The sequence below is a fragment of the Acinetobacter sp. YH12069 genome, assembly GCF_013419675.1.
GTDB classification, from domain to species: Bacteria; Pseudomonadota; Gammaproteobacteria; order Pseudomonadales; family Moraxellaceae; genus Acinetobacter; species Acinetobacter amyesii.
The window spans coordinates 1-24,192 of record NZ_VOZS01000020.1 but is presented as its reverse complement, the minus strand read 5'-3'; the positions used below and the strand labels follow the sequence as shown (position 1 = coordinate 24,192).

Below are 24,192 nucleotides of genomic sequence, written 5' to 3'. Positions count from 1 at the left end.
GTTCAGACTGAATCAAGATGATTTGGTCATCATAAATAGATAACAGATTAAAAGTGTGAATATATGGAAATTACGATTCTTCCAGCAGAGCAACTTCCTGCTCAAATCGAAAATATTGCTGCTTTGGCGCAGCATGAAGGCTATACATTTATACACCGTTTAATTGAAGAATATCAAAGTGGTAAAAATCGTTTTGACCAAACGGGTGAGCAATTATTGCTTGCTTATGATGGCGATAAATTAATTGCTTGTGGCGGTTTAAATCAGCAATGGGGTGATACTGGTGTAGAAGAACGGATTGGACGAGTTCGCCGTTTCTATGTGCATCCGCAGTACCGTCAGCATGGCGTGGGTAAGCAGCTATTGGTGGAATTGGAAAAGGGTGCAAAAAAACACTTTTCTGCACTGTGCTTAAATACTGAGCTTAAAAATGCTGCAAAATTCTATCAAAAACAGAATTATGTCTATGTCGAAAGTCATCCAAATTATAATTATTTCAAATATCTAGTTTAGTTTTAAATCCAAAAATAGACTCTAAATACTGTAAATGAAGCATCCGATATCGGGTGCTTTTTTTCTTGTGACAATTCTAAAAAAAGAGTGCCTTATTTTAAGCAAAAATTCATTTCAGTTATCGAAGATATAAGCATCAAAATAACTGCATTGAGTGATGCATATGCATATGCATATGCATGAACTACAAGACTACGTTAAAAAAGTCCCCCAGATTACCGCACTGTTTTGGTTGACCAAAATTTTTGCGACCATCTTTGGTGAAACCAGTGTTGATGCATTGTCCATGTCCTTAAATTTGGGCTATTTACTCAGTACCTTTATTTTCGCAGGCATATTTATCAGTCTGCTGTATTTTCAAATACAGTCCAAAGCCTATAAACCTTATTTATATTGGGCCACGATTATTGCCAGTACAACGGTAGGTACGACTTTAGCGAATTTTGTAGATCGTTCTTTAGGGATTGGCTACTTGGGTGGTAGTTTTCTGTTACTCAGTTTGGTGCTCGTATCGCTTTTTAGTTGGTATCGAGTCGAAGGCTCGATCAATCCAAGCGTGGTGAATTTGCCGCGAACACAGATCTTTTATTGGTTGACGATTACATTTTCTCAAACGCTAGGTACAGCTTTGGGGGACTGGACTTCCGATAGTGCAGGATTAGGCTATAGCGGTGGTATATGGCTATTTGGTGGTCTAATCGTATTGATGGCGTTGTTGTATTTTTTTAGTCGGGTCTCAAAGACGATTTTATTTTGGGCTACTTTTGTTTTGACACGTCCATTGGGCGCAGTTGTCGGCGATTTTTTAGATAAGCCCATCAGTTCAGGTGGATTGGATTTAAGTCGCTTTATGGCTTCTTTTGTATTGTTATTGGCGATTGTGATTTGCGTCTATTGGTCAACACGAAATGATAGGCAATCCATAAAATCTGTCTAAATGTTTTAGTGCGAAAACAAGTGATTTTTAAAATTAAAGTTCAAGTTGATTAAAACAGTTGGAAATGTTGTTTCGGTGAATCTAGTTGTGATTTTTTAAGGTATACTTTGCCTAATTTAAATGAATAGATTAGGAGCACACATGACTGTAGATGTCACTGAAACCATTTCTCAAACTGTACATCCCGCGTTTCAGTTGATTCGTCAACATCATGTTGAAGCTTTAGACATTTTAGTGTCTGAATATAAACACAAAGTGACTGGCGCGGTGCATTATCACTTAGCCACAAACCATGATGAAAATGTATTTTTAGTTGCCTTCCGTACGCAGCCGATGGATTCAAAAGGTGAGGCGCATATTCTTGAGCATACGGCACTTTGTGGCTCAGAAAAGTTCCCTGTACGTGACCCATTCTTTTTAATGATTCGTCGTTCCCTCAATACGTTTATGAACGCGTTTACCGCTGCGGATTGGACGGCTTATCCATTTGCAACGCAAAACAAAAAAGATTTCCAAAACTTGTTAGAAGTTTATATGGATGCTGCTTTTGCTGCGAATTTGAACCCGCTTGATTTTGCGCAAGAAGGGATTCGTATTGAGCTAGAAAATGGCGAAGCTGTATATAAAGGCGTGGTATTTAATGAAATGAAAGGTGCCATGAGTTCACCTTCAGATCAATTGTATCACCAACTTGCCCATCATTTATTCCCAGAAACAACTTATCATTACAACTCAGGTGGTGATCCTAAAGACATTCCTGACTTAAGCTATGAAGAGTTGGTCAGTTTCTACAAATCACATTATCACCCAAGTAATGCGGTGTTTATGACCTTTGGTAATGAGCCTGCATATAATTTACAAGAACAGTTTGAAACGCTTGCTTTGTCAAAATTTGAAAAAGGTCAAACGCTATATTCAAAACCTGAGCGTCGTTTAACTGCGCCTGTAACTGTAACTGAAACGTATGCAGTTGATGCTGAAGACCTCAAAGACAAAACATATCATGTGCTTTCTTGGTTATTGCCTGAAGCAAGTAATATCAAATTACGTTTAGGTATGCGTTTGGTTGAGGGGGTATTGCTTGAAGATTCTGCTTCGCCATTACGTCATTACTTAGAAACCTGTGGTTATGCACAGTCTACTGGTCCATTCATGGGCGTAGATGACTCAAACTATGAAATGACGTTCTACTGTGCAATTCAAGGTTCCAACCCTGAGCATGCAGAACAATTTAAAAATGGCGTGTTTAAAGTATTAGAAGACGTTGCGGCTAAGCCTGTTGACCCGGCTTTAGTTGAGGCGATTTTGCATCAAATTGAATTGCATCAGCGTGAAATCAATGGTGATGGTACACCATATGGCCTAAGCTTAATTCTGAATGGTTTAAGCAGTGCGATTCACCATTCAGACCCTGTGGATGTTTGGGATGTGGATACGGCCATTGAACAAGTGAAGGAAGAGTTGAAAGACCCAATGTGGTTATCTAACTTAATCAAAACATACTTGCTAGATAATCAACATCGTGTGCAATTAACTTTGGTTCCTGATGCTGAAAAAAATGCGTTGGAAGCGGCAGCAGAAAAAGCACGTTTAAAAGAAATTGATGCGAACTTAACTGAAGCGCAAAAAGCAGAGATTATTGCGCAGACTGAAGCACTGAACATTCGTCAAGATACCCCAGATGATTTGAACCTATTGCCTAAAGTAGGTTTAGAAGACGTTCCTGCACAATTACAGATTGTACAAGGTCAATTACGCGAAATTATCAGTAATGGCTTGGATACGCCGTTAAATCTTTACCACGCAGGCACCAATGGTCTTTATTACCAACAAGTTTTGATTCAGATTCCTGATGAAGTGGTGCAATCGCCGTATTTCAATCTTTTATCGATTTTGATGGGTGAAGTTGGTGCAGGTGAATACGACTACTTAGAGCTACAACAGTTGCAAACAGCTGTGAGTGGCGGTTTAGGTATGGGTGCATCGCTGCGTTCAAAAGTGGATGATAAAGGTCAAATTAGTGCTTGGCTAACGTTGACCACTAAATCATTGGTGAATAATCTTGAAGCCATTCGCTTATTGAAATTGGCTTTTGAACAGCTACGTTTTGATGAAAAAAATCGTATCGTAGAGTTATTGCAACAACGTAAAGCACGTTGGCAGTCACGTGTATCTGGTTCTGGTCATAGTTATGCAATGCAAATTGCAGGTCGGCAACATAGTGCATTGGCGCTACGTGATTATCATAATACAGGCCTAGGCGCGCTGAACTGGCTGTCAGAACTTGTCAGCAAAATTGAGCAAGACGACACGGCTTATAATGCCTTGATTGATGAGCTTAAGTTAATTCACAACCGTTTGCTTAAAGCACCAAAACAATTCTTGGTGGTGTGTGAGGAGCATCATTCAGACCGATTGGTTGAAGAAGTTCAAACCATTTGGGATAAAGTGGCGATTGATGATAACCCACATGCTTTAACTCAAGTGAATTTTGCAGATAGCAACAATGACGAAGCTTGGCTCATTCAAGCCAATGTTCAGTTCTGCGCTTCAGCATATCCTGCGGTGGAAGTGTCACATCCAGATGCAGCACCTTTAATGATTTTGGCGGCTTATCTACGTAATGGCTTCTTGCATAGCGCGATTCGTGAAAAAGGTGGTGCTTATGGTGGTGGTGCAAGCTATGACGGTAATGCATGTTCATTTCGTTTCTATAGCTACCGTGACCCACGTTTAGCTGAAACGTTTAAAGATTTTGACGCAAGTGTGCAGTGGCTACTGAATGCTGAACAACAACCGCATCAGCTAGAAGAAGCGATTTTGGGTCTAATTGCCAGCATGGATAAACCGGGTTCACCAGCGGGTGAAGCCATTACAGCTTGTTATGCTTTATTGCATAAACGCACGCCAGCTTTCCGTCAAATGTTACGTGAACGTCTGTTGAATGTGACTTTGGATGATCTAAAACGTGTTGCTGTGGCGTACTTGGTTGAACAACAACCGACAAAAGCTGTGGTTGCACCCGTGGCGAAGCGAGAGGCTTTGGTTGAGCTTGGTTTCGAAATAAAACAAGTGAATTAAAACAAAAAAGGGGTTTTTATGGCGTTCAAATCTCTTGAGCGTACGACATTGCAACTGAGCCTCATTGCGCTCAGTTCAATGTATGTCAATACTGTAAATGCACAAAATGCGGAAGTGGCTGTTAAACCAGCTACCGCTGAAGCATGTGTGGCACTTGAGTCAAATGCAGAGCGATTATCGTGTTATGACGCTTTGTTTAAAGTGCAACCTGCTGAAAAAGAAATGTTGGTCTCTGAGCGTCAAGCCGCACAAGAAATTAAGCCTGAACCGACAGAGAAGCTAACTTTCAAAGAAAAAGTCAGTCATGCGTTTACGGACCGTTTATTTGCTGTAGAAGCACCGAACCTCAATCCAAATCTTTCATTATTGGATAGTCGTTGGGAACTTTCTCCAGAGAGTAAATTAGGGACGTGGAATATTCGCGGCTATCAACCTGTGTATTTAATGCCGGGATACTGGACTTCAGATAAAAATGAACGTCCATCAAGCCCGAATAAAAACAACACGGTACAAGCCGATCAGGAACAAAACCTGAAATCGATGGAAGCCAAGTTCCAATTGTCATTAAAAACCAAAGCTGTTGAAAACTTATTTGGTGATAATGGTGATATCTGGTTGGGCTATACCCAGTCTTCTCGTTGGCAAGTCTACAACGAAGATGAATCACGACCATTCCGTGAAACCAACTATGAGCCTGAAGCCAGTCTGGTTTTTCGTACCAACTATGAACTCTTGGGTTTGAACTGGCGTATGCTGGGCTTAACTTTTAACCATCAGTCTAATGGGCGTTCTGATCCTTTATCGCGGAGTTGGAATCGTGTCATGTTAAATCTAGGATTTGAACGTGACAATTTTGCACTGATGTTACGTCCTTGGTATCGTTTCGAAGAAGATACCAAAGATGATAACAACCCTGACATTACCGATTATGTGGGACGTGGGGATTTAACAGCGTTTTATCGTCATAAAGATCATGACTTTAGTTTGATGTTACGTCATTCATTGAAAGGTGGTGATGATTCACATGGTGCGGTGCAGTTCGATTGGACTTTCCCAATCAATGGTAAATTACGCGGCACAGTTCAATTGTTTGATGGCTATGGTGAAAGCCTGATTGACTATAACCATCGGGCAACCTATGTCGGTGTCGGTGTGTCATTAATGAATTGGTTTTAATGATTGCTCAATAATTAATTTACGGACGTAAAAGTAATTTCGCATTTTTAAGATGCTTTTAAGTCTAATCGACGGAGTCTTATATCTAGGGATTGAATAAAGGGATTAGCCTTCGGCTGGAGGTACTTTTGTTTAGGCAAAAGTACCCAAAACCATTGTCATCCGCAAAACTCGCTCTCTAGCGTCTATTTACTTAAAGTATCGCAAAAACATTTTTGATTAGAAGTCATTCTGTCTCAAACACTTGCGGATGACCTTACCGCGTATCGTTCTTTCATTTGAATCAAATTACGCTACTGATGTTACTATGTAACATCCTTAAATAAAAAAACCATGCTATGGCGTGGTTTTTTTTATGGCGGAGACAAAATGTACAAATCAACCGATTTGGATCTCAGAAGGTGGGTGTTTTAAGCGACTCTTCTTCGGTGTAGCAATCAGATAAGCCAGTGTTAAGGGGCCAAGACGGCCTGCGAACATTAATAACATCAGGGCGACTAAACTGGCGGGTTGTAAGTCACTGGTGATGCCACGAGATAGGCCAACGGTGCAGGCAGCGGATACTGCTTCAAAGAGTAAGTCTAAAAAGCGTTTGTCAGGCTCGAGTAGTAATAGACTGAAAAAACCAATGAAAATCAACGTTACTGTAATGAAAATCACCGCTAATGCTTTAAAGGTGGTTTTTTCAGAAACAGAATGGTTGAATACACGCAGTTCATCTTCACGTCTTAAAAAACTGACAACACTGAGCACAACAATAATAAACGTCCCGACTTTGATGCCACCAGCTGTACTGAGAGAACCACCACCAATAAACATCAGTAACATCGTGACGAGTGATGATGCATCGCTCATGCTTTCCATGGGTAAGCTGTTAAAACCCGAAGAGCGCGGAACCGTTGCATGGAACCACGCGTTGAGGGCTTGGTCACCAAGTGACATCGTGGCTAAGGTCGCAGCATTATTGGCTTCTAATAACCAAATGGTGATGAAGGCAAAGACATTTAAACCCGCAATAGTCGATAAAATCAGCTTGCTATTGGTACTGAGTTTTTTCCAACTTTTATTGCGCTTAATGTCCATCAGTACCAAAAAGCCAATACCCCCAATAATGTAAAGCATACTGATGGTAAATGTAATGAAATAACGGTCAGCAAAGCTCATTAAACTATTGGGAAATAATGAAAATCCACCATTATTAAATGCTGAAACACTATAAAAGGCAGCATAAAACACGGCCTGGTTAAAATTGTATTCTTGCATCCAAGCGATGGTCAAAATAACCGTTCCCACCATTTCAAAAAATAGCGAATAAAGCAGTACGCCTTTAATAGTCATGGTCACTTTGGCAAGACTGGTTTGTCCAATGGTTTCTTGAGCCATAATCTGTTGTTTTAGCCCAATTTTAGGGGACAAACTCATAGCGGCCAATATCGCAAAGGTCATAAAACCGAGACCACCGCATTGTAGTAAACCCATAATCACGACTTTACCAAACACCGTATAGGCTTCGCCGACATTTACAACTGAAAGTCCTGTAATGGTTACGGCAGAGGTCGCTGTAAAGAGGGCATTGATCCAACTTAAATCGCCATGATGTGAATATGGGAGCTTTAACAGCAAGGTGCCAATGATAATTAGCCCAAGAAAACCCAATGCCAAAATACTGGGTGGGCTAAGATTAATGGTATTACGCTGTTTATTGTGCAGTTTCATGTTTTTCTACTGTCATCTTGCGCGATTGTGTGCAAATAGACACGACGCTGATTACAAAGTTGCTTTAAAGTGTTTAGCCAGTCGACGTAAATGTTCGAGTAAACCTTCAACCACTAAAATATCGCCTGTTTGTAAAATCAGGTTCGGATCTAAACTATATTGAAGCTGGGTGCCACGTTTATGCAAAATCGCCTTCACTTCAGGGACATGACCCATTATTTGATTTAGACGCGTGCCTTGTTGTGATTCTTTAATTTCAACTTTCACCAAATAATGATCATCTTCGAGCACCATGTAGCGACTCACCATCGGATAACTCAGTGACTGGGCAACACGGACGCCCATATCTTCTTCAGGATGGATGATTTTGCTGATGCCTAAATGGGTTAAAATCATGTGATGCGCTTTGGACTTGGCTTTGGCCCAAATTTTGTTGATCCCCATGTTTTTAAGATGGAGCACACATAAGATGCTGGCTTCAATATCTTCACCAATTGCGACTACGACTGCTTCACAATTTTGAATATTGAGTTCTTGTAAAACGTGTTCATCTGTTGCATCAGCAATCACTGCATGGGTTAGTTGGTCCGAAATACTTTCAACAAACTTTTTGTTGCTATCGATTCCAATGACATCGTGTTTTAAACCCATGAGTTCAGTGGCTACAGTTGCGCCAAAACTTCCTAAGCCAATCACAGCGAATTGAGCCATGCCGTATTCCTAAATTATTCTAAAGTTATTGAATATGTTGATGTTAGCTTGTTCAGCCTAGAGCGGCTATGAAAATTTACATAATCCATCTAAACCGAAAAGCTCTAATTTTTAATTTCTTCAGTATTTTGATAGGAATAAAGTTCAGCAATATTGGGGCAATTTTCCATAACTTGTTGGTATTTAAAAATTTCATAGCCTAAGTTGTTTTTTAGAATATATTGAAATTGATGTTGATCTTCTTTAATGACATTAAGAGTGGCTTTACGAACAAGCTCGGAATTGTTCTTTAAACGGTTTAAGCCATCGCATGAAAATTCACGGATAATGGCTTGAACAGATTCGGGAGCGGTTTGATCACTTAGCTCATCAAAGCGAATATATACAATGTAATTTGGATATTGATTCAACATTTCAGCCTGCGCGGTATAGCCGTAAATATTTTCTAGATTTTGCGTACGTGACTGATTTGGAATTTGTTTCATACTTTGACGAATCTTATCTTCCTCTTGCTTAAGTTGATAAGCCGGATATACATAAAAATATCCACCTAAACCCACAATGACGATCATAAATAAGGCATAAAAATTCAATTTTAAATATCCATTTTGTTTTATTTTCAATGGATTATAGGGTATGGTTAAATTAACAACAATGACAGCGTTGATGAATTAATTTGATGAATTTATTTATTTTGATTCAGGAAATAGTTGATGCAAATAAAAAAGCTGGAACCTAGATCCCAGCTTTCATATAGAAATTTTACTTATTTCAAGAAACGTTGATAACCGAGGTTATTGGTAATCTCAACATATGGATAGGTAATATTTTCCAATGTTTCAATTAAACCATCTGGGTTTTGTTTCGCATCTGTTGCTTCCATACCCACCAATACACGACCTTCCGCAGCACCGTGGTTACGGTAATGGAATAGGGTGATGTTATGCGTTGGGCCTAGACGTTCTAAGAAAGTCAGTAATGCGCCCGGACGTTCGGGGAATTCCACGCGGAATAGGCGTTCATTTTCAATATCGGCATGACCGCCAATTAAATAACGAATATGTAGTTTAGCCACTTCATCATCGGAAAGATCGTCTACATCGTATTGGAATTTTAAGGTTTCAAAAATTTCCTGACGTTCTTTTTCGCCATTTTTGAGACTAATACCCACAAACACTTGAGCGGCACTTGAGTTACTTGCACGGTAGTTAAATTCAGTGATGTTACGGCCTTGTAGTGCGCGGCAGAATTGGAGGAATGAACCTTTTTCTTCTGGAATGGTCACAGCAAAGATCGCTTCTTTACGTTCACCCAGTTCGGTACGTTCTGCAATGTAGCGCAAACGGTCAAAGTTCATGTTTGCACCGCAAACAATCGATACCATATTTTTACCTTCTAGACCATGCTTAGCTACATACTTCTTAATACCTGCAAGCGCCATTGCACCTGACGGTTCTACAATGCTGCGGCATTCATCAAAGGTATCTTTAATCGCTGCACAGATTTCATCGGTATTCACCAAAATAACGTCACGCTCAACAATTGGGCCTGAGTTATCTGATTTTTGTAGCTGAATCACTTCAAATGGTTTTTCACCAATTTGTGCAACTGCTGTACCGTCGGCAAAAAGACCGACAGATGGAAGAATGACACGTTCATTAGCTTCAAAGGCTGCTTTTAAACATGCTGATTCGTCATATTCAACAGGAATGACTTTAACATGCGGTGCCACATCACCAAGATAAGCAGCTACACCGGCAATGAGACCGCCACCGCCAACAGCAACAAATACATAGTCTACATCACGCCATTGACGCAAAATTTCGTTGGCAATGGTGCCTTGACCGGCCATAACGAGTTCGTCGTCATAAGGTGGAATAAAGGTCATACCTTCATCTTTTGCACATTGGATTGCATATTTATTGGCTACGTCAAAAGAATCACCATGCAGAACCACCTCACCACCTAAGCGTTTAACCGCTTGTACTTTAATGTCTGGTGTGGTTTTAGGCATAACAATAATGGCGCGAATACCTAACTTTTTACCAGATAACGCCACGCCTTGAGCATGGTTACCTGCAGAAGCAGTAATAACGCCACGTTCCAACTGAGATTTCGGTAATTGACTAATACGGTTGTAGGCACCGCGTAGCTTGAAAGAAAAGACAGGTTGTAAATCTTCGCGTTTAAAGCGAATGTTATTGTTTAGTTTTTCACTAATTCGTGGCGCTGCTTCGAGTGGGGTTTCGATTGCAACGTCATAGACCGTTGCCTGTAATATTTGTCGAACCAAACGAGACAGCATGTTAATTTTCCATCTAACAGTTTAAAATAGGGGTTTATTGTAACAAACCCCTGTACATTTGGGCTGAAAAATCAGCGTCTAATGTCAAAAAATAGTTGAGCCAAGTTATGAGTCTGTATGCTACCCAAGATGAAAAGAAACAAGCTGCCGCAAAAGCTGCGTTAAAGCATTTGCCAAAGGGCGGTATTTTGGGTGTTGGTACAGGAAGTACTGTGAACTTCCTCATCGAATTATTGCCAGAGCTTCAACTCGAAGCTGCTGTTGCAAGTTCTGAAGCAACTGCACAACGTTTGAAAAAATTAGGCATTGAAGTGGTTGATATGAACCACGTTGGCGGTTTAGATGCCTATGTAGATGGCGCTGACGAAATTGACCGTCATATGCACATGATTAAAGGCGGCGGCGCTGCGTTGACTCGTGAAAAAATCGTGGCGTCTATTGCGAAAAAATTCGTTTGTATCGTAGATGATTCTAAATGGGTTGATCAGTTGGCACGTGAATTTCCGCTTCCTGTAGAAGTGATTCCAATGGCACGCTCTGCTGTTGCGCGTAAAATCGTTTCTTTAGGCGGCGACCCTGTATACCGTGAAGGCGTAGTCACAGATAACGGTAATGTAATTTTAGACGTACACAACTTAAATATCCTAAATGCATTGGAACTTGAAAAGACTTTGAATGATATTCCGGGTGTAGTGTGTAACGGTATATTTGCATTAAACAAAGCAGATATTGCTGTTGTTGCGACCGATAACGGTATTGAAGAGCGTACAGCGGTTTAATCTGTTCTATTAGAATCCCCCTAAATCCCCCTTTTATAAAGGGGGACTTTTCACCTGAATTTATTTAGGTGATTTTCCCTCCTTTGTAAAAGGAGGGTTAGGGAGGATTTAAAATTAATAAAAAATATGATCCCAAACCTTCCTGAAATTCAAATCACTCGGAAATTACGTGCCACACGCCTAAGACTTCGTGTAGAACCAACTCAAATCAAATTAACGGTTCCCCAGTTTTGTACACAGCGCCAAGTTCAAGATTTTCTGAAACAATCAGAACAATGGATGATTGAGACATGGCAGAAGCAGCAGGAAAAAACAGGGCAGATTGATAAAACGCTACCAGTAGAATTAAAACTATTCAATCTAGAGCAGCCTCTAAGCATTGTTTATCAAACGCAAAAACATCCATTTATCTTGGATGACGAAAGCCATCAACTATTCATCAGTGATCGGCAGCCTGAGCAATATTTAAAAAGCTTTGTGATTGCTTATGCCAAAGAGTATTTACCAATTTATTTAAAGCAAGTGAGCAGTGAAACAGGCTTGAAATATGGTGATTGCTCAATTCGTCAGCCCAAAACGCGCTGGGGAAGCTGTTCAGCGCGCCATGATATTATGCTGAATAGCGCATTGGTGCTGTTTCCAGAGCAAGTTGCACGATATGTGGCTGTACATGAGTTAGCGCATACCAAGCACTTTGACCATAGCCCAAACTTTTGGGCTGAAGTGCAAAAGCATGATATAAATTTTCAGCAGCATCGAAAAATACTAAAAATGACGGTAATGCCTTGGTGGTGGGTGCTCTGAATTAAAGGCACTAAGTTGTAAACACTAAAGCATTTCTTAATATATTATTTCAATTAAATCAAATCCTTCTTGGTATGTAGGCGGTTCTAATGCGTAATAAACATTGGTTAATGCCATCAGATCGACTATTTCATCTGAAGGGCGTTGAGCGTTTCTTTTTATGCATACTTCGAGCGGGATTTGAAACCATACAGCAACGCATTTTTTACCCAATTGTTTAGCTTGCTCAATAATCGGCAGACGTTCAGATTGCTTTACTAAAATAGCATCAAAAATAATATTTTCAGGTTCGCGGGATATTTGGTTTTTGGCCCAAGTTGATTTCCCAGCCCCTTGGCATCCGATCAATATATAAATGACTTTAACCTTTGGGTTAGTTTTTAATTCATGCTTAAAAGCGTCAAAACAGCATTGCCATGCTTGAATATTTCTTTCTTTAGTGAAGACACGACCTTGAGCTGTGGATAGGTAATGATCAGGATTTATATGCATGATCTGACTTAATAGGATTCAGAAGATAAGCTAACATTATAAAGTGAAGCTTTATATGTCAAAACAGTTCAGAAAACCTTAACTTCCTGTCATACTACGCAGTCATCAAATGGATACTTTGAATAGAGGTAAAGAGCGTGATTTCAGTAGGTATTGTCGGCGGTACAGGTTACACAGGTGTTGAATTACTGCGTATTTTACTGCGACACCCCAATGCAGAAGTAAAAGTTTTAACTTCGCGTACTGAAAATGGCCGCCGTGTGGATGATATGTTCCCAAGCTTGCGTGGACATACAGACCTTTGCTATTCAGATCTAAATATTGAAGAACTAAAACAATGTGACGTTGTATTCTTTGCGACGCCGCACGGTGTTGCAATGAAACACGCTGAAGAATTGGTTGCTGCAAATACTAAAGTGATTGACCTTGCTGCTGACTTCCGCTTGCAAGACTTAGCTCAATTTGAGAAATGGTATGGCCTCGACCATGCTTGCCCAGAATTATTAAAAGATTCAGTTTATGGTTTGTCTGAATTAAACCGTGAAAAAATTCAAAAGGCTTCAGTGATTGGTAACCCAGGTTGTTACCCAACAACTGTACAGCTTGGTTTAGCGCCAGTATTAAAAGCTGAAGGATTAGTGGAACCTGAAAGCATTATTATTGATGCAAAATCAGGTGTGTCTGGTGCAGGTCGTAAAGCAAGCCTCGGCATGATCTATTCAGAAAATGCCGACAACTTTAAAGCCTATGGCGTAGCGGGTCACCGTCATCATCCTGAAATTGTAGAAGCCTTAGAAAATATATCAGGTCAAAAAGGTGTGTTTAACGAAATTTTATTCGTACCGCATTTAGTACCGATGATTCGTGGCATGCTCAGCACTATCTATATTGATTTGACAGACGCAGGTGCTTCTGCAGATTTACAAAGCATATATGAACAGTTCTATGCCAATGAGCAGTTTGTAGATGTGATGCCTGCAGGTAGCTCACCTGAAACACGTACTGTGCGTGGTGCGAACCAATTACGTATTGCGATTTGCAAACCTCAACCGAAAAAATTAGTGATTTTGGTGGCTCAAGACAACTTGGTGAAAGGTGCTGCAGGTCAAGCTGTACAAAATATGAACTTGATGTTTGGTTTTGCTGAAAATGCAGGACTTCAAGGCATTGGTTTATTACCATAAGAAACGATTTAAAACTTCACACACATTTAAAACTGGATTTTAATGTGTGCCTTGAGTGAATTAAAAATAAGAGATGACAATGTCGAATACAGAATCTAATTTCAAGTCAGAACCTGAAAACAGTGAAAAAACGCCTTTTATGAAGACGAATATGCCACTGGCGATTGGTGCAGTTGTACTTGCATTGAGCAGCGGTTTGCTCGGATATAGTATCGGTCATCGTCAGGGCTTAACTGTGGTCGGTTATGATGCAGATGCAGAGCAACTTGTTGATGTGGTGCAAAAGCAAAAAACTGAATTAGCAGGCCTGAATAAAAGTTTGAATGCGGCAATTCAAGAGCGTGATGTTGCTGTAAGTAATTCAAATGATTTATATTTGGCTGTTAAAAAAGCACGTGATGATCAAGAGTTAACCGGTAATTTGGGTGTTTTGTATCGTGAAGTATTGCGCCAACGTGGTGGTATGCCGCTTGCAGTACAACATTTAGCGATTAAACCGTTACCTGAAAATGCGTATGAATACCAACTTGATCTCGTTCAAGTAAGTCCGTCAAAAAGTAATGTATCTGGAAGTGTTGAGCTGCGTCTAATTAAGGGTACAGAAGTACTTGCAGTGCCTTTAGAAGACAAAAACTTTAACTTTAGCGAAAGTGAGCGACTCACTGGACGTTGGACCATGCCAAAAGGCTTTAGTCCAGACTTTATTGAAGTGCGTTTAAGCGGTTCTAAACCCGTTATTCGCCGTTTTAGCTGGTCGAAAGGTCAGCCTGTTGAAAATCAATCTGCCTTCCTTTCAGAAATTCCTCAAACTGAAGCAAGTGCAAACTAAGTGTGAAACCTAAATCCTATGCGAACCAATAAGCGTCAAACGTGTTTATCTGACATTAAAAATTCATTTTACCAATCTGGTTTAGTGGACTGGCATCTAAACCCGACTCTCAGCCAAGGTACGCAGGATGATGGTGATTCAGACATTCAAGTATTGACTGCGCCACCTGAGTTAAAGCGTCCTCCTATGTATGCTGTCGTTTTAATGAACGATGATTACACCCCAATGGACTTTGTAATTGAAATTTTACAACAATACTTTGCTTTGAATCTTGACCAAGCCACTCAAGTAATGCTAACTGTACATTATGAAGGAAAGGGTGTTGCAGGGGTTTATCCGCGAGACATCGCAGAGACTAAAGCAAATCAGGTCAATAATTACGCTCGGTCGCAAAGTCATCCATTACTTTGTCAGATTGAGCCAAAAGATTAATAAGGGGATTACATGCTCAGTCGTCAATTAGAAGTATCATTACGTTTGGCTGTCAGCATGGCTCGTCAAAAGAGACATGAATTTTTGACGGTAGAACATTTATTATTGGCTTTACTGGATAATGATTCCGCTGTTAATGCATTGAAAGCATGTGGCGCAGACATTATTGTGCTTCGCAAAGAACTTGAAGAATACGTAGAACAACATACCCCTAAGCTTGGCGAAAATAGCGATCAAGCGCCACATCCTACAGAAAGTTTTGATCGTATTTTGCAGCGTGCAATTTTCCATGTTCAATCGAGTGGTAATGACCGCACTGTAGAAGGTGCAGACATTTTAGTTGCGATGTATTCAGAGCGTGATTCATTTGCGGTGTATTTACTTAAACGCCATCAAATCAACCGTTTGACATTAACGCAGTATTTGTCACATGGCACACGTAAAGATGAAGTCCAAGCTGAAGAGGAAATTGAAGAGCTCGATGGTGAAAGCACCACGTCTTCAAATTCTGGCCCATTAGAGCTTTATACGACCAATCTCAATGTTGAAGCTCAAAAAGGCAAAACAGATCCACTGATTGGTCGTGAAAAAGAAATTGAACGTACAGCTCAAATTCTGTGCCGCCGTCGTAAAAACAACCCACTTTTGGTGGGTGACCCAGGTGTCGGTAAAACTTCGATTGCTGAAGGTTTGGCTTGGCTCATTGTAAATGGCAAAGCTCCTAAACCGCTTGAAAATGCAGAAGTATTTAGTTTAGACATTGGTGCTTTAGTTGCTGGAACTAAATACCGTGGTGATTTTGAAAAGCGTTTAAAACAACTGCTAAATGCCTTGAAGAAAAAGCCTGAAGCTATTTTATTTATTGATGAAATTCACATGATCATCGGTGCAGGCTCAAGTATGGGCAGCACGATGGATGCATCGAACCTCATCAAGCCAGCTTTGGCGAATGGTACTTTACGTTGTATCGGTTCAACGACTTTCCAAGAATATCGTCAAGTTTTTGAAAAAGATCATGCATTATCTCGTCGTTTCCAAAAAATTGATGTCAATGAACCATCTATTTCAGAAACGGTTGATATTCTGCGTGGCTTAAAAGGCAAATTTGAAGAATTCCATCATGTGAAATACGAAGATCAAGCGTTGGTTTCTGCGGTAGAACTATCTGCAAAATTTATCAATGATCGTTTCTTGCCTGATAAAGCCATTGATGTGATTGATGAAGCTGGTGCGCAGCGTCGTTTAAAAGCTGAGCAAGATGATACGGTCATTTCAGTTGAAAACATTGAAGATATCGTTTCGAAAATTGCCCGTATTCCACCGAAAACTGTGTCTAAAGATGACAAGAGCGTCCTTGAAAATCTTGAGCGTGATCTGAAACGTGTGGTGTTCGGTCAGGATGAAGCGATTGAAGCGCTTGCATCTGCGATTAAATTATCTCGTGCAGGTCTAAAAGCACCAGATAAGCCAGTGGGTAATTTTGTCTTTGCGGGTCCTACAGGTGTGGGTAAAACTGAAGTCACTAAGCAATTGGCGAAATTGTTAGGTGTTGAACTTGTACGTTTCGATATGTCGGAATACATGGAACGTCATGCCGTATCTCGTTTAATTGGTGCGCCTCCGGGTTATGTAGGTTTTGATCAAGGTGGTTTGTTGACCGACGCGATTCATAAAAATCCGCATTGCGTACTTTTACTAGACGAAATTGAGAAAGCGCATCCAGATGTCTTTAATTTGTTATTACAAATTATGGATCATGGTTCATTAACGGATAACAATGGTCGTAAGTCTGACTTCCGTAACGTCGTGTTAGTGCTGACTACCAATATTGGTGCAGAATCAATTTCACGTGTGAGCATTGGTTTCATGGATCAAGATAACAGTAATGATAACCAAGACGCGATGAAAAAAGCCTTCTCTCCGGAGTTCCGTAACCGCTTAGATGGTGTTATTCAATTTAAAGCATTGCCAACAACTGTCATTGAAAGTGTGGTTGATAAGTTTTTAACAGAGCTTCAGGCACAGTTAGATGACAAAAAAGTGGTTCTTGAGGTTGACCAAGATGCACGCGAATGGATGGCAGAGCAAGGATACGATCGCTTGATGGGCGCTCGTCCAATGCAGCGTTTAATTCAAGAGCATTTGAAGAAACCGCTTGCTGAAATGATTTTGTTTGGCGAGCTTGCGGAACATGGCGGTAATGTTGGTGTTTCAGTGAAGAAAGAAAATGGCAAAGCTGTGGGCTTAAAACTCGAAGTGTTTGAAGACCAAACCGCTGAACCTGCTTAAGTAATTTAATTAACGAAAAACCCGTGCTTGCACGGGTTTTTTATATTTATTCGACGCTAGATTTGGGTTTCTCAATGATGGACATACCATTAACAAAAGTGCTGACCACATTTGGTTTATTTGCACTGACAGCACTGATGGAAATTTTAGGCTGTTACTTCCCATATTTGATTTTAAATCAGCAAAAATCGCAGTGGTTATGGATTCCAACAGCGCTTGCATTGGCTGCATTTGTTTGGTTATTGACGTTGCATCCAGCAGCTTCGGGTCGCATTTATGCAGCCTATGGCGGAATCTACATTTTCTCTGCATTACTGTGGTTGCGTTTTGTCGATCACGTAACTCTAACACGTTGGGATATGCTAGGTGGTGTCATTGTATTGGTAGGTGCAGCTGTGATTGCATTACAGCCTCAAGGTTTAATTCGTTAAGTTTAATATTGCAGAAGTTAAACCAGGAGCTGTAAGAAATCAGATTTTTATTTAAATTTACATTCAGCGTTGTGGATTTTTATTTCGTATTTCTGTTGAGGTGAAGATAAATCCATTTCCAATACATATGGATTTACACGTTGAAATTGATGCTCAAATAGCAATTCACAATTTTGTAGAGAATTCTTTTTGATCAGTTGTTTGACTTGCTGTTGACCCACTGATTCTGCAAATTGTGTAAAGTCAGGTGTGGTGATAATTCCTTCGATTTCTATTTTATCTGCTGAAACTTCCATTTTTTCCATCAACACATTTTGGTCAACTTGATAAGGAAGAGTACGAGAGTCCTCGTCACTAATGGCAGCCAGTATTTCGTTTAAAGCTGTTTTATTTTTAATTTTAAAATTGCTATCTAAAATCTGATTTTTCACCAAGTATTGATCTAATTCACTTGGTTCACCAGCAAAGCTAAAAGTAGATAAGCTCAATCCAAGAGCCAATAAGCAAATATTTTTTAAACGCATAATCTTAATCACTTATAAAAGTTATGGTTTATTAAAGCATGCAAAAACAAAAAAAGCACCCGAAGGTGCTTTTTTATCTAAGTAAAACCTTAGTCTTTTTTAAGATTTTCGTTAATTAAAAATTCAACAAGTGCTTTTTGTGCATGTAAGCGATTTTCAGCTTCATCCCAAACCACGGCATTTTTGTGGTCAAGCATATTTTCAGAAATTTCTTCGCCACGATGCGCAGGTAAGCAGTGCATAAATAGGCAGTCAGCGTGAGCAAGATCCATCAGGCGTTCATTCACTTGATAATCAGCAAACGCTTTTTCACGAATTTTTTGCTCTTCTTCTTGGCCCATACTTGCCCAAACATCTGTAACGATTAAATCTGCATTAACTGCAGCATCTTCGGCAGAATCAACAAGTTCCACACAGTGTGCAAATTCAGATAAAAATTCTGCTTTAGGTTCATAGCCCTTAGGTGCAGCGATTTTTAATTTAAAGCCCCACATATGAGCAGCTTCAATATATGAGTTACACATATTGTTGCCATCACCAATCCAAGCAACCGTTTTACCTTCAATAGAACCACGGTGTTCAACAAATGTTTGAACATCGGCAAGTAATTGGCAAGGGTGGTGATCATCTGTTAATGCATTGATGACAGGAACTTTTGAATAAGAAGCAAAACGTTCAACAATGTCGTGACCAAAAGTACGAATCATCACAATATCAAGCATGCTTGAAATCACGCGTGCAGAATCTTCTACTGGCTCGCCACGACCTAATTGAGAGTCGCGAGATGAAAGGAAAATTGCACTACCACCAAATTGGCTCATTCCTGCTTCAAACGATACACGTGTACGGGTGCTCGATTTCTCAAAAATCATGCCCATGACTTTACCAACGAAAGGTTGGAAAACTTCATTGTTATGCTGTTTGCGCTTGAGTTCGATACCGCGCTGTACAATTTGGTTAAGTTCTAAAGTCGATAAATCGCGTAAAGTTAGAAAGTGACGTAGAGCCATTGTTACTCCACAATAATTGCTGAATCAAAGAACAAAACAACAATTAGTTGTTGGTTGGTTAGAGAAAAAGGAATCGATTAATATACTATAAGAGAGGTAAATTGCAAAAAATCTAGCGCTTTTGGTGACCGTCTAGGAAACGATCGACGCAATAACTGATGTAATTGATGGTTTCTTGATCATTTTCATCAATGCTGATGCCCATGAGAACGCGCCATTCTAAATTACGCAAAATTCCAAAATAAAACTGAGCCGAAAACAACGGGTTTTCACAATACAGCAAACCGTGTTGATGCGCTTGATTTAAAATTTCTGCAACGGTGTTCTGAATTTGTTTTGGGCCTTGCTCATGAATATAACGTGCTATTTCAGGATTACGTCCTGTTTGTTCTAAGACTAACCGCATAAATGCCGCATTTTCAGGCATCACGATATGCTGATGAAAGTCACTTAAAGTATTGATGAGATAAGCACGAATATCGGTGTCAGGGCTCACCGTAAATGGTAGGCAAATATCTTTGAAAAATAAGCAGCGACGATAGTCACAAATGGCCTTAAATAATCCGTCTTTATTACCAAAATATTTATAGATTGACGCTTTTGAACCACCTGCATGATTCACGATGTCATCTAATGAAACTGCATCAAAACCACGTTTTAAAAAAAGCTCCGTAGCACTTTCTAAAAGCGCAACACATCGTTCATGTCCGCGCCTCGTTTGTGGCTGGTCATGCGTTAGAGGTTCAATGTGTATTAAATCTTGCATAAAGTGATAATATTTAACAAAAAAAGAGCTGATTTGACGATAATTATAGCAAAAAATTCAGTTCTTTTCTGCTTTGCTCATAAATAAGAGATCTTTGACTAAAGAATAACAACAGATAGGTGACAAGTGAAATATTTGACTAAAGTTTTAGAGTTAATATTCTACAAAGCCATAGAGTTGGAAAAAAATATGGATATACTCAAACTTCGAAAATTAAAGTAAATGCCGTGGAAAGGAATATGACACAACAAACGTCTGCAGGCTTAAGATTTAGACAAGCATTGGAAGTAGAAAAACCATTACAAATCATTGGCACAGTAAATGCCTATGCAGCAATGATGGCAAAAGAAGTTGGCTATAAAGCGATATATTTATCTGGTGCAGGTGTTGCGAACTATTCATATGGTTTACCTGACTTAGGCATGACCAGTTTAGACAATGTTTTGGAAGATGTTCGTCGTATTACCGAACGTGTAGATACACCATTACTTGTCGATATCGACACAGGTTGGGGCGGTGCATTTAATATTGCCCGTACTGTGAAACAAATGATTGCTGCGGGTGCAGCAGCAGTTCACATCGAAGACCAAGTGGCACAAAAACGCTGCGGACACCGTCCGAACAAAGAAATCGTGTCACAACAAGAAATGGTTGACCGTATTAAAGCGGCAGTCGATGCAAAAACCGATTCAAACTTTGTGGTGATGGCACGTACAGATGCATTACAAAAAGAAGGTTTGCAAGCAGTGATCGACCGTGCATGTGCATGTGTAGAAGCGGGTGCAGATGCGATCTTTGCTGAAGCAATGACTGATATTACCATGTACAAAACAGTCTGCGACGCTGTGGGTGTACCTGTACTGGCAAACATTACAGAGTTTGGTGATACCCCTTACTACACCAAAGAAGAACTAGGCGAGCAAGGTATTGCAATGGTGCTTTACCCATTATCACCAACACGTGCAATGCAAAAAGCGGCACTCGAAGTGATGCATGCAATCCGCAATGACGGTACACAAGTCAATGTACTGGATAAAATGCAACAACGAAAAGAACTCTATCAATTCCTCGATTATCACACTTTTGAAAACACCTTAGATAAATTGTTCACTGAAGGAAAATAAAAAATGGCTGAAGGAAAAGTACTCACGGGCGCAGGACTGCGCGGACAAGTAGCTGGTAAAACTGCATTGTCAACTGTAGGCAAAAGTGGTGCGGGCTTAACCTATCGTGGTTATGACGTTCAAGACTTGGCAGAAAACTGTCAGTTTGAAGAAGTCGCGTACCTGATTTTCTTTGGTGAATTACCAACAACAGAACAGCTTGCAGCATACAAAGCCAAACTCAAATCACTGCGTCAATTACCACAAGCGTTGAAAGAAGTTTTAGAGCGTATTCCTGCTGACTCACACCCAATGGACGTGATGCGTACAGGCGTTTCAATGTTAGGTAACCTTGAAACAGAAAAATCATTCGATGAACAACAAGATGTTGCAGATCGTATTTTGGCAACGCTTCCTGCGATCATCTGCTACTGGTATCGTTTTAGCCATGACGGCGTACGTGTAGAAGAAAACACCGATGATGATTCAATCGGTGCTCAATTCTTACATTTACTTCGTGGTGAAAAACCAAATGAATTGCATGAGCAAGTGATGAACGTATCACTGATTCTGTATGCAGAGCATGAGTTTAACGCATCTACTTTCACAGCACGTGTATGTGCTTCGACGCTTTCAGATATGCATTCGTGTATTACTGGTGCGATTGGTTCACTTCGTGGCCCATTACATGGCGGTGCAAATGAAGCTGCCATGGAAATGATTGAAAATTGGACGTCTCCAGAAGAAGCTGAACGTGAAATGCTCGGCAAACTTGAGCGTAAAGAAAAGATCATGGGCTTTGGTCATGCGATTTATAAAGACAATGACCCACGTAACGGCATCATCAAAATCTGGTCTGAACGCCTAGCGAAAGACGTTGGCGATACGGTACTTTATCCAGTATCAGTACGCTGTGAAGAAGTGATGTGGCGTGAGAAGAAACTGTTCTGTAATGCAGATTTCTTCCATGCATCTGCTTATCACTTCATGGATATTGCAACGAAATTGTTTACGCCAATTTTTGTAATGTCACGTGTAACAGGCTGGGCTGCACATGTAATGGAGCAGCGTGCGGACAATCGTATTATTCGCCCAAGTGCGGACTATACAGGTCCGGAATTACGTAAAGTTGTGCCAATTGCAGAGCGTTCTGCGGCATAATTTTAAGTGTAATAAAAAAGCCTCAAAAGAGGCTTTTTTATTATTTGTTATTTAATTTAACAATCTATTTGGTTAATAAAACTGGATCTTCAACGCTATATCCCGTTTCAAATGGAATCCCTAGATATTTAACAGTTACTAAATAAAAAGGCTTTTGCACTACACGATAAGTTTTAGAGATTTTTAAACCTTCTTTATAGGTCTCAGCCTTTTGTACAGCGCTTTTATACTGCGAATTTTTAACACGATATTGATAGGTCCATTTATCAATGGTTTCAGTGGGGTCATACCATGATTTTGCAGTGCCATTCATGGTTGTTAATACCTGTATTCGAGCATTATTGTTATTTACTGGTGTTAATTCGACCAAACGTTTTTTTATTTTCGCGATTTCTTTATCAAACTGGGTGCTGTCTTGATCGTAATCAATCCGTTTTGTCTTTGGATTAATATACAAAGACTTCACTGTAATTAATTGCGTCGGTTTTTGGCTATTTAATTGATAATAATATAATTGTGGTAAACGACCACGACCATCTTCAAAATGACGCATTAAATAGATTTTTTGGTCTTTTTTATCAAAACCTAAAACCTCAATGGTTTGAGGGCCGCCTACCGTAGCCAAAGCAGAGCAGGACAGTAGTGTGCTTATTGCGAATGCATTGAAATGACGTAGCTGCATTTTCTTGTCCTGATAAGTAAATTCCTCAATACAGTATGCGATGCAAAATGATATTTAAATATGAAGATTATGTATGTTTTATTCTGCATTTAAGATGTCTAATACACTGTGAGCAACATTTTCAGTTAACTGATCTAGGCGTTCTAAAGCCGTACCTAAAATAAAATAGTGATAATTATAGATACGACCGTCATGTAAGATTGAAATATAAAATGTACCTTCGGGTTTTTCTGCGGTTGCACTGCCACCGGGTTTGAGTAATCCAGTGCAGGCCACCACAAAGTCCGCATGTAAAAATAGTTGTTGTCCTTGCTCAGCCATCGCTTGAGTTACTTCTGCGGATTCGGCCGTAAATTTTTCTATTAGTAGAGGATCTACTTTTAAAATTTCACGTTTGATCGATGGATCATAGCTCACAAGACCACCTAACAAGATATCTGCACCACTATTCTTATAAATTGAAAATTGGCTACATAAATAACCAGAGCTTGCACTCTCGATAAACGCGATGGTCATGGATTTTTGTTCTAAAGCATTGCAACACAGTTTAAGCATGTGCTTACCCCAAAGTAGAATGGTGAATGATCATTAGTATTCTTAAAATTTTAGCATTGATTTCGCTCGCCTGTAATTTCACTAAAAGTCTAAGTTGGCACTGTGGGCGTTGAGGAATTCACAAAAATAGCGTGATTGTTTAGAAGCTGTACGAAAATATGAAATAAAGGTTTCTTCGGAAGGGAAACGATGTTAAAACTTAAAATAAAGAGCGTAACAAAAGTAGGTTTATTTCAATGAAAACGACTGTTAAATATGTAGTATTAAAAAGCCTAGACTATCAATTGGGCACGCCACTTTTTCAAGAAGAATTAGACGCAGATAGCCTGTATTTTGATCAAATTCCGGCTGTAATTCAGTATCAAAATCATCAATTCAAAGTGAAAAGCAAAGAGTTAAAGCGTGTTTATTTGGCGGAAGAAAATGAAGACATGCAAACCATTATTGTGAAAGTACTTGCTGTTTAATTTCGATCAATTTGTAGTATTAATAATACAGTTCTCATTGAGTTGGGAACTGTATTTTTGTATTTGCCTGATTCAAACTTTAGATAAGTCTAGATTCAAAAGTAATACATATTTTTTTAATAGATTTCTTTCATAAGTCATTTTTCACTCAGCTCCAAGTTATAAATTCCAGCAATTAGATTGAATCTTAATGCTAGTCTTTTGCCTCGATTGCGATATCGCTCAGCAAGAATTTTGAAGGTTTT

24 protein-coding genes and 1 pseudogene are annotated in these 24,192 nt (G+C 39.7%); 14 read left to right on the top strand and 11 right to left on the bottom strand.

The window, feature by feature from the left end; translation table 11 throughout:
- Positions 1-63: 63 nt before the first annotated feature.
- The 4 genes from FTU16_RS13390 (at position 64) to FTU16_RS13375 (ending at position 5,707) form a co-directional block, all read left to right on the top strand.
- Positions 64-513 (top strand): GNAT family N-acetyltransferase, encoded by a 450-nt coding sequence (locus FTU16_RS13390; protein WP_180059094.1) that lies wholly within the window; start codon positions 64-66, stop codon positions 511-513.
- Between the two features lie 163 nt (positions 514-676).
- A complete protein-coding gene (locus FTU16_RS13385; protein WP_180163459.1) occupies positions 677-1,450 on the top strand; it encodes a hypothetical protein in 774 nt (257 codons plus the stop codon).
- Between the two features lie 141 nt (positions 1,451-1,591).
- Complete coding sequence (locus tag FTU16_RS13380) at positions 1,592-4,531, top strand: insulinase family protein (RefSeq protein ID WP_180135320.1); 2,940 nt, start codon at positions 1,592-1,594, stop codon at positions 4,529-4,531.
- A gap of 18 nt (positions 4,532-4,549) precedes the next feature.
- Positions 4,550-5,707: a phospholipase A gene (locus FTU16_RS13375; RefSeq protein WP_180163458.1), complete on the top strand. Its 1,158-nt coding sequence runs from the start codon at positions 4,550-4,552 to the stop codon at positions 5,705-5,707.
- 378 nt (positions 5,708-6,085) lie between these two features.
- Here FTU16_RS13375 and FTU16_RS13370 read toward each other — a convergent pair whose 3' ends face one another.
- The 4 genes from FTU16_RS13370 to ilvA form a co-directional block, all read right to left on the bottom strand.
- Positions 6,086-7,423, bottom strand: coding sequence for a TrkH family potassium uptake protein (locus FTU16_RS13370; RefSeq protein WP_180133722.1), 1,338 nt, complete (start codon positions 7,421-7,423; stop codon positions 6,086-6,088).
- A 51-nt stretch (positions 7,424-7,474) separates the two neighbouring features.
- A complete protein-coding gene (locus tag FTU16_RS13365) occupies positions 7,475-8,134 on the bottom strand; it encodes a TrkA family potassium uptake protein (protein ID WP_180065508.1) in 660 nt (219 codons plus the stop codon).
- A 104-nt stretch (positions 8,135-8,238) separates the two neighbouring features.
- On the bottom strand, positions 8,239-8,706 hold the full coding sequence (locus tag FTU16_RS13360; RefSeq protein WP_180163457.1) for a hypothetical protein: 468 nt from the start codon (positions 8,704-8,706) through the stop codon (positions 8,239-8,241).
- A gap of 194 nt (positions 8,707-8,900) precedes the next feature.
- On the bottom strand, positions 8,901-10,439 hold the full coding sequence (gene ilvA, locus FTU16_RS13355; RefSeq protein ID WP_180163456.1) for a threonine ammonia-lyase, biosynthetic: 1,539 nt from the start codon (positions 10,437-10,439) through the stop codon (positions 8,901-8,903).
- A 107-nt stretch (positions 10,440-10,546) separates the two neighbouring features.
- On the opposite strand from ilvA, the gene rpiA reads away from it, so the two are divergent.
- Entirely contained in the window at positions 10,547-11,218 is a 672-nt protein-coding gene (gene rpiA / locus FTU16_RS13350; protein ID WP_078188646.1) for a ribose-5-phosphate isomerase RpiA, read from the top strand.
- Between the two features lie 126 nt (positions 11,219-11,344).
- A complete protein-coding gene (locus tag FTU16_RS13345; protein ID WP_180163455.1) occupies positions 11,345-12,022 on the top strand; it encodes a SprT family zinc-dependent metalloprotease in 678 nt (225 codons plus the stop codon).
- A gap of 36 nt (positions 12,023-12,058) precedes the next feature.
- Here FTU16_RS13345 and FTU16_RS13340 read toward each other — a convergent pair whose 3' ends face one another.
- On the bottom strand, positions 12,059-12,514 hold the full coding sequence (locus FTU16_RS13340; RefSeq protein ID WP_180163454.1) for an AAA family ATPase: 456 nt from the start codon (positions 12,512-12,514) through the stop codon (positions 12,059-12,061).
- Positions 12,515-12,651: 137 nt separating this feature from the next.
- Between FTU16_RS13340 and argC the strand changes: the two genes are divergently transcribed.
- The 5 genes from argC to FTU16_RS13315 all read left to right on the top strand — a co-directional run bounded on the left by argC (position 12,652) and on the right by FTU16_RS13315 (position 17,679).
- A complete protein-coding gene (gene argC / locus FTU16_RS13335; RefSeq protein WP_180163453.1) occupies positions 12,652-13,698 on the top strand; it encodes an N-acetyl-gamma-glutamyl-phosphate reductase in 1,047 nt (348 codons plus the stop codon).
- Between the two features lie 79 nt (positions 13,699-13,777).
- The gene (locus FTU16_RS13330) at positions 13,778-14,527 is read left to right on the top strand and encodes a hypothetical protein (protein WP_078193467.1); all 750 of its coding nucleotides are present in this window, start codon (positions 13,778-13,780) and stop codon (positions 14,525-14,527) included.
- Between the two features lie 18 nt (positions 14,528-14,545).
- Positions 14,546-14,959, top strand: a complete 414-nt coding sequence (clpS, locus tag FTU16_RS13325; protein ID WP_078188641.1) for an ATP-dependent Clp protease adapter ClpS — start codon at positions 14,546-14,548, stop codon at positions 14,957-14,959.
- Positions 14,960-14,971: 12 nt separating this feature from the next.
- Positions 14,972-17,248, top strand: a complete 2,277-nt coding sequence (clpA, locus tag FTU16_RS13320) for an ATP-dependent Clp protease ATP-binding subunit ClpA (protein ID WP_180064133.1) — start codon at positions 14,972-14,974, stop codon at positions 17,246-17,248.
- A gap of 77 nt (positions 17,249-17,325) precedes the next feature.
- Positions 17,326-17,679: a YnfA family protein gene (locus FTU16_RS13315; protein WP_180163471.1), complete on the top strand. Its 354-nt coding sequence runs from the start codon at positions 17,326-17,328 to the stop codon at positions 17,677-17,679.
- Positions 17,680-17,726: 47 nt separating this feature from the next.
- Here the strand turns inward: FTU16_RS13315 and FTU16_RS13310 are convergent, their stop codons facing one another.
- From FTU16_RS13310 to FTU16_RS13300, 3 genes are all read right to left on the bottom strand, one after another.
- Positions 17,727-18,203 (bottom strand): hypothetical protein, encoded by a 477-nt coding sequence (locus FTU16_RS13310; RefSeq protein ID WP_180163452.1) that lies wholly within the window; start codon positions 18,201-18,203, stop codon positions 17,727-17,729.
- Positions 18,204-18,292: 89 nt separating this feature from the next.
- Positions 18,293-19,213 carry an ornithine carbamoyltransferase gene (gene argF / locus FTU16_RS13305; protein ID WP_078193464.1) on the bottom strand — a complete coding sequence of 307 codons (921 nt, stop codon included), beginning with the start codon at positions 19,211-19,213 and terminating at the stop codon, positions 18,293-18,295.
- Between the two features lie 112 nt (positions 19,214-19,325).
- Positions 19,326-19,979, bottom strand: coding sequence for a TetR/AcrR family transcriptional regulator (locus tag FTU16_RS13300; protein WP_180007806.1), 654 nt, complete (start codon positions 19,977-19,979; stop codon positions 19,326-19,328).
- 239 nt (positions 19,980-20,218) lie between these two features.
- Between FTU16_RS13300 and prpB the strand changes: the two genes are divergently transcribed.
- Both prpB and prpC read left to right on the top strand, forming a co-directional pair.
- Positions 20,219-21,103, top strand: a complete 885-nt coding sequence (gene prpB / locus FTU16_RS13295; protein ID WP_180163451.1) for a methylisocitrate lyase — start codon at positions 20,219-20,221, stop codon at positions 21,101-21,103.
- Positions 21,104-21,106: 3 nt separating this feature from the next.
- Positions 21,107-22,243 (top strand): 2-methylcitrate synthase, encoded by a 1,137-nt coding sequence (prpC, locus tag FTU16_RS13290; protein WP_180005560.1) that lies wholly within the window; start codon positions 21,107-21,109, stop codon positions 22,241-22,243.
- Positions 22,244-22,307: 64 nt separating this feature from the next.
- Here the strand turns inward: prpC and FTU16_RS13285 are convergent, their stop codons facing one another.
- Positions 22,308-22,925, bottom strand: coding sequence for an aminotransferase (locus tag FTU16_RS13285; protein WP_180145804.1), 618 nt, complete (start codon positions 22,923-22,925; stop codon positions 22,308-22,310).
- Positions 22,926-23,003: 78 nt separating this feature from the next.
- Positions 23,004-23,480 carry a CinA family protein gene (locus FTU16_RS13280; protein WP_180163450.1) on the bottom strand — a complete coding sequence of 159 codons (477 nt, stop codon included), beginning with the start codon at positions 23,478-23,480 and terminating at the stop codon, positions 23,004-23,006.
- 236 nt (positions 23,481-23,716) lie between these two features.
- Here FTU16_RS13280 and FTU16_RS13275 point away from each other — a divergent pair, with 236 nt between their 5' ends.
- Positions 23,717-23,947: a hypothetical protein gene (locus tag FTU16_RS13275; protein ID WP_078190858.1), complete on the top strand. Its 231-nt coding sequence runs from the start codon at positions 23,717-23,719 to the stop codon at positions 23,945-23,947.
- 137 nt (positions 23,948-24,084) lie between these two features.
- Here FTU16_RS13275 and FTU16_RS13270 read toward each other — a convergent pair.
- Positions 24,085-24,192: pseudogene (locus tag FTU16_RS13270) on the bottom strand (IS5/IS1182 family transposase); the annotation flags it as partial.